The organism is Kitasatospora sp. NPDC088346, from assembly GCF_044740765.1.
Classification (GTDB): domain Bacteria; phylum Actinomycetota; class Actinomycetes; order Streptomycetales; family Streptomycetaceae; genus Kitasatospora.
The window spans coordinates 34,099-49,070 of record NZ_JBIURH010000034.1; the positions used below are offsets into that span (position 1 = coordinate 34,099).

The following is a 14,972-nucleotide window of genomic DNA, read 5'->3' on the forward strand; positions in this document are numbered from 1 at the left end:
GCACGCTGAGAGCCGCCCCCGCTCCGTCCTGTCCTGTCCTGCGCAGTGCTCCGCCGATCAACGGGAGATGGCCGATGTCAGACAAGCAGCTCAGCTCCGACGTGCTGATCGTGGGCGCCGGCCCCACCGGGCTCCTGCTGGCCGGCGACCTCGCCGCCGCCGGGCTGCGGGTGACGGTGCTGGAGAAGCGCGACACCGAGTCCGACCTGACCCGTGCCTTCGCCGTGCACGCGCGGACGCTGGAGCAGCTGGACGCCCGCGGGCTGGCCGACGACCTGATCGCGACCGGCGCTGCGCTCGGCTCGCTGCGGCTGTTCGGCCGGCTGAAGGTCGACCTCGGACAGCTGCCGACCCGGTTCCCGTTCGTCCTGATCACCCCCCAGTCGAACACCGAGCGCCTGCTCCAGGAGCGGGCCGTGAAGGCCGGGGCGACCGTCCTGCGGGGCACCGAGGTGGTCGGCCTGCGCCAGGACGCCCACGGCGTCACGCTGACCACCCGGGAGCCGCTACCCGATGGCCGCGGCGGGACGGGCGCCGCCACCGAGCACCGGGCGCGGTACGCGGTCGGCACCGACGGCGTCCACAGCACCGTCCGCGACCTGCTGGGGATCCCCTTCCCCGGCGAGTCGGTGGTCAACTCGGTGCTGCTGGCGGACGTCCGGCTGGAGCGCGAGCCGCAGGACGTGATCACGGTCGGCGCCACCGACGCCGGGTTCGCCTTCCTGGCGCCGTTCGGCGACGGCTGGTACCGGGTGATCGCCTGGGACCGGGCCCGCCAACTGCCGGACGACGCCCGGGTCGCGCTGCCGGAGCTGGCCGAGCTGACCCGGACGGTGCTCGGCACGGACTACGGCCTGTACGACCCGCGCTGGCTCTCCCGCTTCCACAGCGACGAGCGCCAGGTGCCCAGTTACCGGTCCGGCCGGGTCTTCCTGGCCGGCGACGCCGCGCACTGCCACTCCCCGGCCGGCGGCCAGGGCATGAACACCGGCCTCCAGGACGCCGCCAACCTCGGCTGGAAGCTGGTCGCGGCGGTCCGCGGCTGGGCCCCGGACGCGCTGCTGGACACCTACCAGACCGAGCGCCACCCGGTCGGCCGGGCGGTGCTGCGCAGCTCCGGCGCGCTGATCCGGCTGGCGCTCGCGCAGTCCGCGCCGACCCGGGCGCTGCGCTCCGCGCTGACCTCGGCGGCGGACCGGCTCGGCCCGGTGGGCCGGATCGGCGCCCGCCAGGTCTCCGGGCTCGCCGTCCGCTACCCCGCGCCCCCGGACGCCCATCCGCTGACCGGGCGCCGGCTGCCGGACCTGCGCCTGGCGGTGGACCAGCCGGGCGGGCCGTCCCGCCTGTACGAGGCCCTGCGGGCCGGCCGCCCGGTGCTGATCAGCAACGACGAGTTGTCGGTGGCCGAGCCGTGGGCGGACCGGATCGTCACGGCGGCCCCGGCCGATCCGCACGGCAAGCTGCGGGACACCGTGCTGCTGGTGCGGCCGGACGGCTACGCGGCCTGGGCGGCCGTCGACCCGACCCGGGGCGAACTCCGGACGGCGCTGACGCAGTGGCTCGGCCGACCCTCCGAGTGAACCGACGAAAAGCTATCGGGTGACCTTTTCGTAGTGCCGGGCGGCTTTCGCCCTATTTCCGCAGACGGCCATCGAGCACCACCTGCGACGGCCGTTCTGCGATGTGTCGAAGAAGTGAAGAATGCAGCTGGGATGGGCGCACGCCTTGATGCGGTGCGCCCCCTGGCCGAGCAGTTCGAGGTAATTGTCGGCGGCGAGCCAGGCGGCGAGCCACTGGTCCCCGTCGACCTCGACGCTCTGCTCCGGGCCGGCTTCGGTGAGCCGGCGGCGCAACCGTCCGCGGGCGAGCACCCGGTTGAGCCCGTCCGGCGGCGCGCTCTGTTGCCGGTCGGCCGCGTCGACCAGTTCCCCTAGCGCCGTCCGGACGGTCAGCACGGCGGCGAGGCTCTCCCGGTCGGCCGGGCAGCGCTCGGCGAGGCCGTTGGCGGCGAGCCAGATCCGGTAGCCGTCGAGGTCGGCGAGCAGGTCGTTGACGGGGGTGCCGGCCCAGCGCGTGTTGAGCAGATCGAGGGCGAGCGGTTCACCGATCAGCGGGCGCGGGTCGCGGGGGTCAGCCATGCGGTCGAGTGTAACTCCGCCCCGCCCGAACCGTATTCACTGTATTTCGCCGGGCGAATTCAGTTGATGAATTCACCGTCCACAGTTGACTGTTTTTTAGTAAGGAATTGCTCCGCCATGGGCCTCCTTACCGGAATTCCCTGTCAGGGTCAGGTCAGCGTTTTCGAACCGGACCGCCCCACACTTTCCGGAGGAGCCCGTGCGACCCCGCTCGCTCGCCCTTTCCGCGGCAATCGCCGTCCTGCCACTCACCGCCTTCTCCCTGGGCGTCTCCACCGCCCAGGCCGCGCCGGTCCCCCACGCCGCCGCCCGCGTCTCGCTGCCCGGCACCGTCACCCCCGCGGTGGCCCGTTCGCACAAGCAGGGCGACCTGCCCGCCGCCCAGCAGCTGTCGGTGGCCGTCGGCCTCAAGCTGCGCGACGCCGCGGGCCTGGACCGCTTCCTGGCCGCCGTGTCCACCCCGGGCACGCCGGAGTACGGGCGGTACCTGACGCCCGAGCAGTTCACCGCCGCCTTCGGCCCGACCCAGGCCGACGTGGACCAGGTCCGCGCCTACCTGACCTCCCAGGGCCTGTCCGTCTCCTCGGTCAGCGCCAACCGCCAGGTGGTGAACGCCCAGGGCACCGCCGAGCAGCTGGCCAAGGCGTTCGGCACCCACGAGAGCTCCTACACCGACCCCCAGCAGGGCAACCGGACCTTCTTCGCCAACGACTCGGCCGCCTCGGTGCCGGCCGCGCTGGCCGGCGTGGTCGAGGGCGTCTCGGGCCTGAACAACCACACCGTGCGCACCGCGCAGCTGGCCAGGCCGAACGGCGCGAGCCCGCAGGCGGCCCCGGGCGGCTTCGGCCCGGCCCAGTACGACGGCGCCTACAACCTGGGCAAGGTCGGCGCCGACGGCACCGGGGTGAACGTCGCGCTCTGGGAGTTCGACGGCTACAAGTCGACCAACCTCACCACGTACGACAACCAGTACGGCCTGTCCGGCCCGGCGGTCTCCACCGTCTCGGTGGACGGCGCCAACTACGACGCCAGTCCGGGCGAGGGCCAGGGCGAGGTCGAGCTGGACAGCGAGATCGTCCGCGGCGTGGCGCCGAAGGCGACCCAGCTGGTCTACGAGGCGCCCAACAGCGACCAGGGCGAGATCGACATGGCCGCCAAGATCGTGGCGGACAACCGGGTCTCGGTCATCTCCATCTCGTGGGGTTCCTGCGAGCCCGACACCACCGCGTCCTCGATGACCGCGGTGAACAACTCCTTCAAGCAGGCCGCGGCCCAGGGCATATCCGTCTTCTCGGCCTCCGGGGACGACGGCTCGCGCGACTGCACCCGCTCGGACAGCGGTTCCACGGTCAAGGCGGTCGACTTCCCGGCCTCCAGCCCGTACAACACCGGCGTCGGCGGCACCAACCTCAAGGTGAGCGGCAACGCCTACTCCTCCGAGAGCGCCTGGTCCACCGCGGGCGGCGGCGTCTCGACCCAGTTCGCCAAGCCGAGCTGGCAGACCGGCACCGGCGTCAGCGGCACCATGCGCACCGTCCCGGACGTCTCCTCCAACGCCGACCCGGCCAGCGGCTTCGCGATCTACACGGCCGGCGGCTGGCAGGTCTACGGCGGCACCTCGGCGGCCGCGCCGCTGTGGTCCGGCTACACCGCGCTGTACAACCAGAAGGCCAAGGCGGCCGGCAAGTCGGTGCTCGGCGAGGCCAACCCGAAGCTCTACACGCTGGCCAACTCCAGCAGCTACGGGTCGGTCTTCCACGACGTCACCACCGGCAAGAACCAGGACTTCTCCACCAAGGCCGGCTACGACCAGGTGACCGGCTGGGGCACCCCGGTGACCGACGCGCTGACCACCGCGCTGCTCGGCGGCACCACCACCCCGCCCGGCACCTGCACGGCCGGCCAGCTGATCGGCAACGGCGGCTTCGAGACCGGCACCGCCGCCCCGTGGACCGCCTCCACCGGCGTGGTCGACAACGCCTCCGGCGAGGCCCCGCACGCCGGGTCCTGGAAGGCCTGGCTGGACGGCTACGGCTCGGCGCACACCGACACCCTGTCGCAGACCGTCAGCATCCCGGCCGGCTGCAAGGCCACCTTCACCTTCTGGCTGCACGTGGACACCGCGGAGACCGGCTCGACCGCGTACGACAAGCTGACCGTCAAGGCCGGCTCGACCACGCTGGCGACGTACTCCAACGCCAACGCCGCGACCGGGTACGTGCAGAAGAGCTTCGACCTCTCCGGGTACGCCGGGCAGAGCGTCACGCTGACGTTCAGCGGCGTGGAGGACTCCTCCCTGAAGACCAGCTTCGTCATCGACGACGCCGCGCTGAACATTTCCTGACCTTTCCTCAGGCAGGCCGCGTGGTTTAGACCTCAGCACCTGCTCGGACCTGGTGGGTTCCGAGCAGGTGCTGTTGTTTCCACAATGTTTCAAGATCCATTGAATTTTCGATTCCTTGTCGTGACCACTGTCATATGTCCAAGTTGATGACGTAACCTCTCGCCGTGCGTAGGGTTCCCACAGCTCGGTGGCACAACTCTCGGCGCAGGCGCGCCGGGCTGAACCCGCCGAACTCACCTGGTGGGGAAGGTGTCGGGATGGGCTCACAGCAACCGCAGCAGGCCGGCCGCCTGCGGCTGGTCGGCCGCAAGGACAACGGGGCGGCGGCCCCCTCGGGCCCGGCGTCCGGCACGGCGGGGCCCGCGGCCCCCAGAACACCGCCCGCGGCTCCGGTGAGCGGGTTCGCGGACACCCTGAACGCCTCGATCGAGGCCAGCGGTCTGAGCCTCGACCGGATCCGGGCCGCGCTGGCCAAACAGGGGGTCAGGGTCAGCGTCACCACCCTCAGTTACTGGCGGCGCGGGCGCAGCCAGCCCGAGCGCGCCACCTCGCTGCGCGCCGTCCAGCTGCTGGAGCAGCTGCTCGGGCTTGCGCCGGACTCCCTGATCGCCCAGCTCGGCCCGCCGCGCCCGCGCGGCCGCTGGGTCACCCCGCCGTGCCCCGACGCGCTGCGGGTGGAGGACGTCTGGCCGGGGGAGCAGGAGATCAGCGAGGTCTTCCTGGAGCTGGACGCCCCGCCCACCGGCCAGCTGGAGCGGCTGTCGATCCACGACTCGTACTTCGTCAACGCCGAGCGCCGCGGCTACCTGCTGCGGATGCGCCAGGTGGTGCGGGCCACCGTGAGCGAGGTGGCCCGCTGCGTGGTGGTGCACAAGGCGGACGAGGGCGCCGTCGGCTGCCCGGAGATCACCTCCGTCCGGCACGCCCGGCTCGGCCGGGTCCGGCGCCGCCCGGAGAACGGGCTGCTGGTGGCCGAACTGCTGCTGGACCGCCCACTGGGCCTCGGCGACTCCACCGTCTTCGAGTACGAGGTGGCGATCCCGGACACCGGGCAGACCACCGACTACGGGCGGTTCTTCGCCGCGCCGGTCCGCGAGTACGTCCTACAGGTGCACTTCGACCCGGTGTCCGTACCGGTGCACTGCGAGCGCTTCGACCGCGACCCGGGCGCCGAGGTGGACCGCCAGCACCAGCAGCTCTGGATCGGGGCCTCGGCCAGCGCCCACGTGCTCTCCCCGGACCAGCAGCCGGGGCAGGTCGGCATCCGCTGGCAGTGGGAGTGACCTTCTAACCGGTACGCAACCTCATCGCGGTTGACCCTCGATGGGCTAACCCTTACTGTCACTAGTAACGGTTAGCCCGTCGGGCCGACCCCTGCCGGGAGTGAGCCGCCATGACCGACACCGCCACCACCGCCGACTCCGCTGCGTCCGTCCTGCCCTCCCTGCAGACCGGGCACGTCGGCCTGAACGTCACCGACCTCGACCGTTCCACCGCCTTCTACCGGCGGCTGCTCGGCCTGGAGCTCACCTCCGAGGGCACCGCTCCCGGGCGCCGGTTCGCCATGCTCGGCCGCGACGGGCGCCTGGTGCTGACGCTCTGGCAGCAGTCCGAGGGCGCCTTCGACCCCGCACGGCCGGGCCTGCACCACCTCTCCTTCCAGGTCGACTCGCCGGCCGAGGTCCGGGCCGCCGAGCAGGTGCTGCGCGGGCTCGGCGCGGAGTTCGCGCACGACGGCGTGGTGCCGCACCGCGAGGGATCGGCCTCCGGGGGCATCTTCTTCACCGACCCGGACGGCATCCGGCTGGAGATCTACACCCCGTCCGGCCTCGACGGCACCGAGGCGAAGGCCCCTGCCGGCGAGGCCCCCACCTGCGGGTTCTTCTGATGGACGGCACGACGCACCGGTACCACCCCGGCGAGCGCGCCGTACAGGGCCGGACCGGGCAGCAGGAGCGGGCCGCGCACGTCGGGCGGTCCATCGGCGACGTGATCCCGCCGGTGGCCGCCCGCTTCCTGGCCGAGCGGCGCACCCTGGTGCTGGGCGCCGCCGACCGGGCCGGCCGGCTCTGGGCGACCCTCCTCGACGGCCCGGCCGGCTTCCTGCGGGCGGCGGACGCGCACACCCTCACCGTCGCCGCGCGGCCCACCGCCGGCGATCCGCTCGCCGAGGCGCTGGCCCGCGGCACCGAGGTCGGCACCCTCGCACTCGACCCGGCCGGCCGGCGGCGGATGCGGGTCAACGGCGGCGCCGTCCCGGACGGCCGCGGCGGACTGGTGGTCACCGCCGCGCAGGTGTACGCCAACTGCCCCAAGTACATCCAGCGCCGCAGCCCGCTGGACGCCCCGGGGCGGCCCGGCACGGCCACCGCGGGGACCTCCCTGACCCTGCCCCAGCAGCTGGCCGCGGCCACCGCCGACACCTTCTTCATCGCCACCGCGGGCCCGGACGGCACGGTCGACGCCTCCCACCGCGGCGGCAACCCGGGCTTCCTCACCGTGCACGGCCCCGACCGGCTGAGCTGGCCCGAGTACCCGGGCAACACCATGTTCATGACCCTGGGAAACCTGGAGCTGAACCCCGCCGCCGGCCTGCTGCTCCCCGACTGGGAGACCGGCGCCGCCCTGTTGCTCACCGGCCGCGCCCGGGTCGACTGGAGCGATCCGGCCGCACCGGTGGTCGAGTACACGGTCACCGGCACCGTGCAGCTCGGCCGGGCGACCGCGCTGACCTGGACCGAGCCGGAGTACTCACCCGTCAACCCGGCCGCCGGCCCGCCCGCCGCCTGAGGCCGGCCCGGGCGGCATCCCATTTGTTATATTTTCAGGTGATATTCCTTCAGTTCGCCGTGGAATGAATGCCGACCCCACGACGGAAGGACAGGGATCACCGTGCTGATGGAGTTCACCGAAGTCGCACCGGGCGACGGCTGCGCCTGCCGCGGCTGCGGAGCACGCCGGCTCGCCCGGCTGCACGCCGCCCGGGCCGAGGACGGCGGCCACCCCTCGGCCCGCGGCGCGCGCCGGGCAGCCGTCCTGCTCGCAGCCGTGGGCACCGTGCTCGGCGGCGCCGCCGCCGCGGGCGCCGCCCCCTCCCCCGCCCCCGGCGACAGCCCCGGCACGTCGATACCCGACACCCCGCAGGGCGAGGTCAGCGGCCTCTACGGCGGCGAGTCCCTCGGCACCCGGCTGCGCGCCGCCGCCCCCGCCACCACCCGGTCCGAGATCATCGCGCGGGCGCGGCTCTGGACCGATCAGCACGTCCCGTACAGCATGACCAGCTTCTGGACGGACGGGTACCGGCAGGACTGCTCCGGCTTCGTCTCGATGGCCTGGGGCCTGGGCGGCAGTCAGACCACCTGGACCCTGCCGGACTTCGCCGACCGGATCTCCCGCGACGAGCTCCAGCCCGGCGACGTGCTGATCTACAACAACGCGGCCGACCCGGCCGGCGGCTCGCACGCCGTGCTCTTCGGCGGCTGGACGGACTCCTCCCGCACCCGCTACACCGCGTACGAGCAGACCAGGCCGTCCACGCTCACCCGGGCGACGCCCTATGCGTACTGGAGCAACTCCGGCTCCTACCTGCCGTACCGCTACCGGGGCCTCGACACCCCGGCCCCCGCACCGGCACCCGCGCCCGCGCCCACACCCACACCCGCGCCCGTGCCCGTGCCCGCCGACCCGGACGCCTTCCCCGGCACCGGCGCGTTCGGGCCGGGCACCTCGGGCCCGGCCGTCCAGCGCCTCGGCGAGATGCTGGTCCAGCGCGGCGGAGCCCGGTTCTACAGCGTGGGGCCGGGTCCCCAGTGGGGTGAGGCGGACCGCCGGGCCACCGAGGCCTTCCAGCTGGCCCAGGGCTGGCGGGGCGCCGAGGCCGACGGCTACCCGGGCAAGGACACCTGGGAGCACCTGGTGAAGGGCCGCGGCCAGGACATCCCCCCGGCGGCCACCCCGGCACCCGCGCCCGCACCCGCACCGATGCCCGCACCGCCGCCGTCCGTGCCGCCCTTCCCGGGCACGGCCGTCTTCGGCCCGGGCCAGGTCAACACCTACGTCACCCAGCTCGGCCAGCAACTGGTCCGCAAGGGCTTCGGCCGCTACTACACCCAGGGCCCCGGCCCCGGCTGGGGCGAGGCGGACCGGCTGAACGTGCAGGCCTTCCAGCAGGCCCAGGGCTGGCGGGGCACCGAGGCCGACGGCTACCCGGGGCCCGACACCTGGAAGCGGCTGTTCGGCTAGTCCTGTCCGGCCGGGATCCCGTCCGGGGCCCGGAGCGGCCCCGCCCCCACGGCGCCGCCCCCGCCGTGCACCCGCACCCAGGCGTGCATGGCGATGGCGGCGGCCGCGCCGGCGTTGATCGAGCGGGTCGAGCCGTACTGGGCGATCGAGCAGACGGCGGTCGAGTGCTCCCAGGCGGCCTCGGTCAGCCCGGGGCCCTCCTGGCCGAACAGCAGCACGCAGCGCTCGGGCAGCTCGAAGCCCTCGATCGGCACGGCACCCGGCAGGTTGTCGATGCCGATCAGCGGCAGCCCCCGCTCGGCGGCGAAGGCCGCCAGCGAGGCGACGTCCTCGTGGTGGCGCAGGTGCTGGTAGCGGTCGGTGACCATGGCCCCGCGCCGGTTCCAGCGCCGGCGGCCGACGATGTGCACCTGCTCGGCGAGGAAGGCGTTGGCGGTGCGCACCACCGAGCCGATGTTGAAGTCGTGCTGCCAGTTCTCCACCGCGACATGGAAGCCGTGCCGCCGGGTGTCCAGGTCGGCGACGATCGCCTCGTGGGTCCAGTACCGGTAGCGGTCGATCACGTTGCGCCGGTCACCGGCGGCCAGCAGCGCGCGGTCGTAGTGCGGCCCGGCGGGCCAGGGCTGCGGGTGCGGGCCGACGCCGATCTCCCGGTCGTCCGGTGCGAAGGCCTCGTCGTACTGCTCGCCCGTCAGGGGCACACCCGTCTCTGTCACGCCTCCGAGGGTACGGGTCTGGCCGGCTCGGCCGGGCGGCGCGGTCGCACCGCCTTCTCCAGGTCGGCCAGCGCCTGCATCAGCAGCCGGGCCCCGGACCGGGCGACCCCGCCGCGGTCCTCGGCGCCCGAGTCCGTCGGCAGCGCGGCCAGCTGTGCGTCCCACCTCTCGTGCGCGGCCCGCAGACCGGAGAAGTCGGGCGGCTGGCCGAGCAGGACGGCGGCCGCGGCGATCGCGGTGGCGTCCCGCAGCTCCTCGGCGAACTCCGCGGTCCCCGGCAGCGGCGGGCTGTCGGCGGGCGGCAGGTGGGCCTCCATCAGCATCGCGCCCCGGCTGAGCAGGGCGACGGCGGCCCGGGCCCGGTCGAGCTGCTTGCGGGGCAGTTCGGTCAGCCGGTCGGGGTCGCGATGCGGCTCGGCGTCGGCCCGCTCCTGGGCCTGGAGCATCTCGGAGCGGGTCTCCCGGAGGTCCAGCAGCGTCTCCGTGACCGCCCGGGCGTTGCGCTCGCCCGGCGCGCCGAGCGCGTTCACCACCGCCGTCGCGTACCGGCCGGCGGCCGCCAGGTACTCCGCCAGCCGTTCCGGCAGCCGGGCGGTGTGCCAGGTGGGGAAGAGGGCGTACGCGCCCAGCGCCACGGCGCCGCCGAGCAGCGTCATGGCGACCCGGTCGACGGCCGTCTGGGTGGGGTCGACGTCCTCCAGGCCGAGCAGGAAGACCACGTAGCCGGACATGCAGGTGGTGGTCAGCGCGTACCCGGTGCGCATGGTCAGGTAGGCGCCGGCGATGAAGACCACGGCCAGCGCGGCCGACAGCCACTCGCCGGGGTCGAACAGCCGGACCACCAGGGTGGCCAGCGCGACCCCGGCCACCGTGCCGGCCAACCGGGCGACGCCCCGGCTGTAGGTCTGCGCGAAGTCGGGCCGCATCACCATGGCGGCGGTCATCGGCGCCCAGTAGCCGTGCCGGACCCCGAGCAGCCGGGCCACCACGTAGGAGCCGGTGACCACGGACGACAGCCGTACCGCGTGCTGGAAGACGGCCGCGTGCGGGTCCATCTGGCGGCGGACGGTCCGCAGCGCGGAGGGCAGCACCCGCAGCAGCGGCGGGCGGTGCAGCCCGGGCCCGGTGGCCGGGCCGCTGATGGTGGACTGGTCCTGTTTGTCGAGGCTGTCCACGGCCCGGCTGAGCAGGCCGGACAGCCTCCGCGCGGAGCGCCGGGCGGCCCCGGACAGCGCCGGCCGGTCGTCCGGCTTGAACAGCGCCAGCGAGGGGGTGGACCGGGGCGGCCGGTAGGAGTCGCCGGAACGGATCGCCCGCGCGAGGGCGTCCAGCACCTCGGCGGCCGCGGCCAGGATCTCCCGGGCCCGGTCGCGGGCCGGTCCCTCGGCCGGCGCGCCCACCCGGGGGTCGGCCAGCGCGGCCATCGCCGGACGGACCTTCTCCGCCAGGCCGCGCAGGCCCCGCAGCCCGGCCGGCCGGCGCCGCTGCTGCCAGGGCGTCAGCTGGGCGGCCTGGCGGGCCAGGAAGAACGGCTCGGGGTCGACCTGCGCCATCGGGTCCTGGCGCAGCCGCCGGGCGTAGTCGGCGAGCGCGGCGTAGGTGTCGGCGAGGGCGGCGCGCTGGGCCCCCCAGCTGTCGATCGGCCAGAGCGTCACCACCAGGGCCTGGACGGCTCCGCCCAGCGCGCACAGCAGCCCGTGGCCGAGCGCGGTCCCCACGCTGACGGGCAGCTGGACGACCACCAGCATCACCGAGACCGTGGTCGCGGCGACCACGCCGCCGGTCGGCCCGACCGCCCAGGCCATCCCCGCCCCGAAGGCCCACAGCGCCAGCAGGACGGGGAAGACGCCGGGCACGCCGACGGCGAGGTAGCCGAGGAAGGTGCTCAGGCCGAGTCCGATGCCCGCGCCGACCGCGAGCGAGGTGCGGGGGCGGAAGCTGCGCTGGAAGGTCGCGGTGCCGGCGATGAAGGCGCCCATCGCGGCCGAGGTGGCGAGGGCCGGACCGGCCAGCGCCAGGACCGGGAAGACCACGATCGCGACCGCGAGGGCGCCGCGCACGGCCCGGCGGGGGTCGGAGAGGGCCCGGTCCAGGGTCAGCCCGGCCTTCGCGGTGTCGCGAAGGGAGGCGAACCAGGGCATATCGGGAGCTTATCCCTCGTCCGGCACCCGGTCCGGGCTCCCGCGCTCGGCCCGGTCCGCCGCCGTCCGGGCCGGCGCCGGCGCCTGCGCCAGCGCCGGATCCCCCTCCCGGCCCGGCCGGCCTCGCGACAGCCCGTGCCGAACCCGGCGCTCGGCCCACAGCAGGGCGCCGGTGGGCAGGAACACCGCGTCCGCCGCGATCATCGCGAGCGAGAAGAAGGGCAGGCCGAGGGTGACCGCGATCGCCACGTGCTCGGCCATCATCAGGGCCAGCAGCGCGTTCTTCAGCCGCCGGTTGGCCAGCGTGAACGGGAAGCCGACCTGGAGGACCACCGTGCCGTACGAGAGCAGGAAGGTCACCAGCAGGCTGGAGCCGAGCAGCCCGGACAGCCCGGGCCAGGGCGTGAAGTAGTCCAGGTGCAGCGGGTAGTGCAGCGCGGTGCCGTCCTGCCAGCGCGAGCCCTGCACCTTGTACCAGCCGGCCGTGGAGTAGATCAGCACCACCTGGCCCGCGATCACCAGCAGGCCGCAGTTGTGCAGCATGGTGGCCAGCGCGTCCAGCACCGCCCGCGGCTCTCCCACCGGCCCGCGCGGCGGCCGGCGCCGGGCCCGGCGGGCGTCCAGCGACCAGGCGCGCCCACAGCGCACCAGCACCAGGTAGATCGCCATCAGGTGGACGACGTTGTCCCCGCCGTCGCCGACCAGCACGTTGCGGTTCTGCAGCGAGAGCGCGGTGACCGCGAACAGCAGGCTGCTCGCCCTGGTCCGCCAGCCGAGCCCGAGCAGGACGGCGGCCAGGATGCCCAGGTGGTAGACCACCTCGAACCACAGGTGCGAGTGGGACCAGGCGAGCACGGTGAAGGCGTGGGTCTCGCCGAGCATCCGGTCGGCCAGCTCGGCCGACCAGGGGGAGCGGTCGCCGTACAGCTCCCGGCGGTTCGGCCATTCGCGCAGCAGGAAGCCGCCCCAGGCCAGCGCGGTGCCGATCCGCACCACGGCGGCCTGCCGGGGAAGCCAGGTCCGGGCGGTGAAGGCGTCGAAGAGCCGCTCGAACCGGGGCGGCGGCGGCCCGGTGCGCACCGGGCCGGGGCCGGCGGCCGCGTCGGTGCCGCCGTCGGTGCCGTCCTGCGGAACGGCCTGCGGCGGGATGCCGACGAGCAGCTGACGGTCCGTCGCCCGGTCGGGTATCGGGCCGCTCACGCCAGCCCCCGGAAGTCGTCCTCGGCCACCGGCCACCAGGGCAGGTCCTGGTACTGCACGCCGGTGTCGACCTGCTCGCGGGACCACGCGGGCAGCGCGACGGCCGCCGTGCCGACCCGGAACTGGATCTGCAGGACCCGCTCCCCGCCCACCGTGCGGCCCAGCCGCTGCAGCGCGATCCGCTTGAGGTACTCCTCGGCGAGCTCGCCGCGCGGCCCGTTGCCGGTGCTGCCGTCCTGGGTCGGATGGGTGGACTCGTAGAAGTCCAGGGCCCGGCGCAGCATGTTCTGGTCGAGGTGGCTGGGGGCCGGGTTGCCCCGGATCGCGGCGATGTCCCGGGCGGTCAGGGCGATCCAGTCGCGGGTGTGCACCTCGCCGTCCTCGGCGATCGTCTGCACCCGGGCGTCCGCGGTGATGTTCTGCTGCAGCGGGTTGGGCGCGAACAGCTTCCAGTTCTGCTCGAACTCGGGGTACACCACCGCGTCCAGCTCCGACCGGTACTCCTGGGAGAGCGCGTTGGAGGGCGCGGAGTGCAGGAAGAGCGCCCCCAGGAAGATCCCGGTGCCGCCCAGCAGCGCGGCCCCGGACAGGCAGATCACCGCCAGGGCGGGGGTGGACCAGACGCGCACGGCCCTCTCCTCCCACGGTCACCGGTGCCTGCTGCCCGGTCATCCTGCCCCAAGCGGGCCCGCCCGCGACAGGGGGATCCGCCGCCCGCCCCGGGGCGGCGGGCTCGGAGCACTCAGAGCACGAAGGCGGCCCGTCCGTCGGAGCCGGTCATCGGACGGCCGGCAGACTCCCAGGCGAACATGCCGCCGTCGACGTTGACCGCCTCCCGGCCCTGCGCGACCAGGTACTGGACGACCTGCGCCGAACGGCCGCCGACCCGGCACAGCACGTACAGCTTCTCGGCGGGCAGCTCGTCCAGACGGGCGATCACCTCGCCGATCGGGATGTGCAGCGCGCCCTCGACATGGCCGGCGTCCCACTCGTCCTGCTCACGGACGTCGAGCAGGAGGGCGTCGGCGGGCACCGAGGCGGCGTCGGTGGTGGGGATGTGCTGAGCGGACATCGTCGGGTTCTCCTGGGATTCACGGGGTTGGCCGTCACCATTGTGACCGGCCTCGCCGAGCAGCCGTTGCAATTCGGCCCGCTGGTCGGCGGCCCGGGCGAGCAGACTCTCGGCCAGCTCCTCCAGCAGCCGCTCCGGCTCCTGCGGGGCCAGCAGCAGCAGTTCGCCCATGGCGGTGCGCTCCAGCCGGACCTGTTCGGTGGCCAGCTGCCCGATCTTGCCGGTCAGCCACTCCAGCCGCTGGCGCAACCAGTCGGGGCGCTCCGCGGCGTCGACGGCGGGCGCGGAGTCCGGGTCGGTGGACCACTCCTCGGCCAGCTGCTCCAGCGCACCGGTGTCGCCGTGCGCGTACGCGTCGTTGACCCGGGCGATGAAGGCCGAACGGCGCTCCTGCTCGGCCGGGTCGGTGGCGAGGTCCGGGTGGGCCCGGCGGGCCAGCTCCCGGTAGACCCGCTGCGCCTCGCGGTCCGGACGGACCTTGCGGGTCGGCTCCGGTGCCACCTCGCGCAGGCCCTCGTCCAGCGCCGGGTCGGCCGGCGGCTCGACCCGGGCCCTGGCCTCGACCGCCCGGCGCAGGTCCTCCGGGTCCCCGGTGCGGGCCGCGACGGCCTCGGCGATCAGCGCGTCCAGCTCGTCCAGGCTGGCGTACAGCGGGCCGAGCAGCTGGTGGTGGACGAGTGCGAAGTTGTCGATCTCGACCCGCAGCGTCTCCACGTCGACCTCAAGGGTCAGCCAGGCCAGCTCGGTGGCGGCCACCAGCTCCTCCAGCCGCTCCCGTTCCGGGTCACTCCACCGCGCCGGGCTCTCCGTGCTCACCTGCTCGCCTTCGTCCGGTCGACCTGGGTCCGGCCTGCCACCCTACCGGGGCCCGGGCCCGCCGAACCGCCGTGGCGAACGGGTGAACCGGAAGCTCCGACCGGCGCACGGAGCGTGACACGCAACTGATACTGACGAATCTCCCCGATTCGCTGTCGGACCCGGGCCGGTCCGTGCTTCGCTGGAGGACGCACCGGGTGGCACCGCACGTACGGACGAGATCCGAACGGCCGGCGGCACGACACACCGGGCACGGGTGGAGCAGGACAGGCAGGAGCGGCCGAAGACCAGTAAGCCAGCACG

At 74.1% G+C, this 14,972-nt stretch carries 12 protein-coding genes; 6 read left to right on the forward strand and 6 right to left on the reverse strand.

The features are described 5' to 3' along the window. The first annotated feature begins 74 nt into the window (after positions 1–74). Positions 75–1,580 (forward strand): FAD-dependent monooxygenase, encoded by a 1,506-nt coding sequence (locus ACIOFR_RS30880; RefSeq protein ID WP_401002531.1) that lies wholly within the window; start codon positions 75–77, stop codon positions 1,578–1,580. A 12-nt stretch (positions 1,581–1,592) separates the two neighbouring features. On the opposite strand, the gene ACIOFR_RS30885 is transcribed toward ACIOFR_RS30880, so the two are convergent. Then, positions 1,593–2,138, reverse strand: coding sequence for a CGNR zinc finger domain-containing protein (locus tag ACIOFR_RS30885; protein WP_401002532.1), 546 nt, complete (start codon positions 2,136–2,138; stop codon positions 1,593–1,595). Between the two features lie 199 nt (positions 2,139–2,337). On the opposite strand from ACIOFR_RS30885, the gene ACIOFR_RS30890 reads away from it, so the two are divergent. The 5 genes from ACIOFR_RS30890 to ACIOFR_RS30910 all read left to right on the forward strand — a co-directional run bounded on the left by ACIOFR_RS30890 (position 2,338) and on the right by ACIOFR_RS30910 (position 8,724). Continuing rightward, complete coding sequence (locus ACIOFR_RS30890) at positions 2,338–4,482, forward strand: protease pro-enzyme activation domain-containing protein (RefSeq protein WP_401002533.1); 2,145 nt, start codon at positions 2,338–2,340, stop codon at positions 4,480–4,482. 257 nt (positions 4,483–4,739) lie between these two features. Then, complete coding sequence (locus ACIOFR_RS30895) at positions 4,740–5,765, forward strand: hypothetical protein (RefSeq protein ID WP_401002534.1); 1,026 nt, start codon at positions 4,740–4,742, stop codon at positions 5,763–5,765. 110 nt (positions 5,766–5,875) lie between these two features. Beyond that, positions 5,876–6,370: a VOC family protein gene (locus tag ACIOFR_RS30900; protein ID WP_401002535.1), complete on the forward strand. Its 495-nt coding sequence runs from the start codon at positions 5,876–5,878 to the stop codon at positions 6,368–6,370. Further along, positions 6,370–7,272, forward strand: a complete 903-nt coding sequence (locus ACIOFR_RS30905; RefSeq protein WP_401002536.1) for a pyridoxamine 5'-phosphate oxidase family protein — start codon at positions 6,370–6,372, stop codon at positions 7,270–7,272. The genes ACIOFR_RS30900 and ACIOFR_RS30905 overlap by 1 nt, the downstream gene beginning before the upstream one ends. A gap of 108 nt (positions 7,273–7,380) precedes the next feature. Next, on the forward strand, positions 7,381–8,724 hold the full coding sequence (locus tag ACIOFR_RS30910; RefSeq protein WP_401002537.1) for a peptidoglycan-binding protein: 1,344 nt from the start codon (positions 7,381–7,383) through the stop codon (positions 8,722–8,724). On the opposite strand, the gene ACIOFR_RS30915 is transcribed toward ACIOFR_RS30910, so the two are convergent. The 5 genes from ACIOFR_RS30915 to ACIOFR_RS30935 all read right to left on the reverse strand — a co-directional run bounded on the left by ACIOFR_RS30915 (position 8,721) and on the right by ACIOFR_RS30935 (position 14,669). Beyond that, positions 8,721–9,440, reverse strand: a complete 720-nt coding sequence (locus ACIOFR_RS30915) for a TrmH family RNA methyltransferase (protein ID WP_401002538.1) — start codon at positions 9,438–9,440, stop codon at positions 8,721–8,723. The genes ACIOFR_RS30910 and ACIOFR_RS30915 overlap by 4 nt on opposite strands. Continuing rightward, positions 9,437–11,581, reverse strand: a complete 2,145-nt coding sequence (locus tag ACIOFR_RS30920; RefSeq protein ID WP_401002539.1) for an FUSC family protein — start codon at positions 11,579–11,581, stop codon at positions 9,437–9,439. Before ACIOFR_RS30920 ends, ACIOFR_RS30915 begins: the two co-directional genes overlap by 4 nt. 9 nt (positions 11,582–11,590) lie before the next feature. Then, on the reverse strand, positions 11,591–12,781 hold the full coding sequence (locus tag ACIOFR_RS30925) for an HTTM domain-containing protein (RefSeq protein ID WP_401002540.1): 1,191 nt from the start codon (positions 12,779–12,781) through the stop codon (positions 11,591–11,593). Then, positions 12,778–13,410: a DUF5819 family protein gene (locus ACIOFR_RS30930; RefSeq protein ID WP_401002541.1), complete on the reverse strand. Its 633-nt coding sequence runs from the start codon at positions 13,408–13,410 to the stop codon at positions 12,778–12,780. The genes ACIOFR_RS30925 and ACIOFR_RS30930 overlap by 4 nt, the downstream gene beginning before the upstream one ends. Before the next feature lie 113 nt (positions 13,411–13,523). Beyond that, positions 13,524–14,669, reverse strand: a complete 1,146-nt coding sequence (locus ACIOFR_RS30935; protein ID WP_401002542.1) for a rhodanese-like domain-containing protein — start codon at positions 14,667–14,669, stop codon at positions 13,524–13,526. Positions 14,670–14,972 lie beyond the last annotated feature (303 nt).

Coding starts and splice junctions, on each gene's coding strand:
- ACIOFR_RS30880 (WP_401002531.1), top strand. CDS start 75: ATGTCAGACAAGCAGCTCAGCTCCGACGTGCTGATCGTGGGCGCCGGC.
- ACIOFR_RS30900 (WP_401002535.1), top strand. CDS start 5,876: ATGACCGACACCGCCACCACCGCCGACTCCGCTGCGTCCGTCCTGCCC.
- ACIOFR_RS30885 (WP_401002532.1), bottom strand. CDS start 2,138: ATGGCTGACCCCCGCGACCCGCGCCCGCTGATCGGTGAACCGCTCGCC.
- ACIOFR_RS30920 (WP_401002539.1), bottom strand. CDS start 11,581: ATGCCCTGGTTCGCCTCCCTTCGCGACACCGCGAAGGCCGGGCTGACC.
- ACIOFR_RS30905 (WP_401002536.1), top strand. CDS start 6,370: ATGGACGGCACGACGCACCGGTACCACCCCGGCGAGCGCGCCGTACAG.
- ACIOFR_RS30895 (WP_401002534.1), top strand. CDS start 4,740: ATGGGCTCACAGCAACCGCAGCAGGCCGGCCGCCTGCGGCTGGTCGGC.
- ACIOFR_RS30910 (WP_401002537.1), top strand. CDS start 7,381: ATGGAGTTCACCGAAGTCGCACCGGGCGACGGCTGCGCCTGCCGCGGC.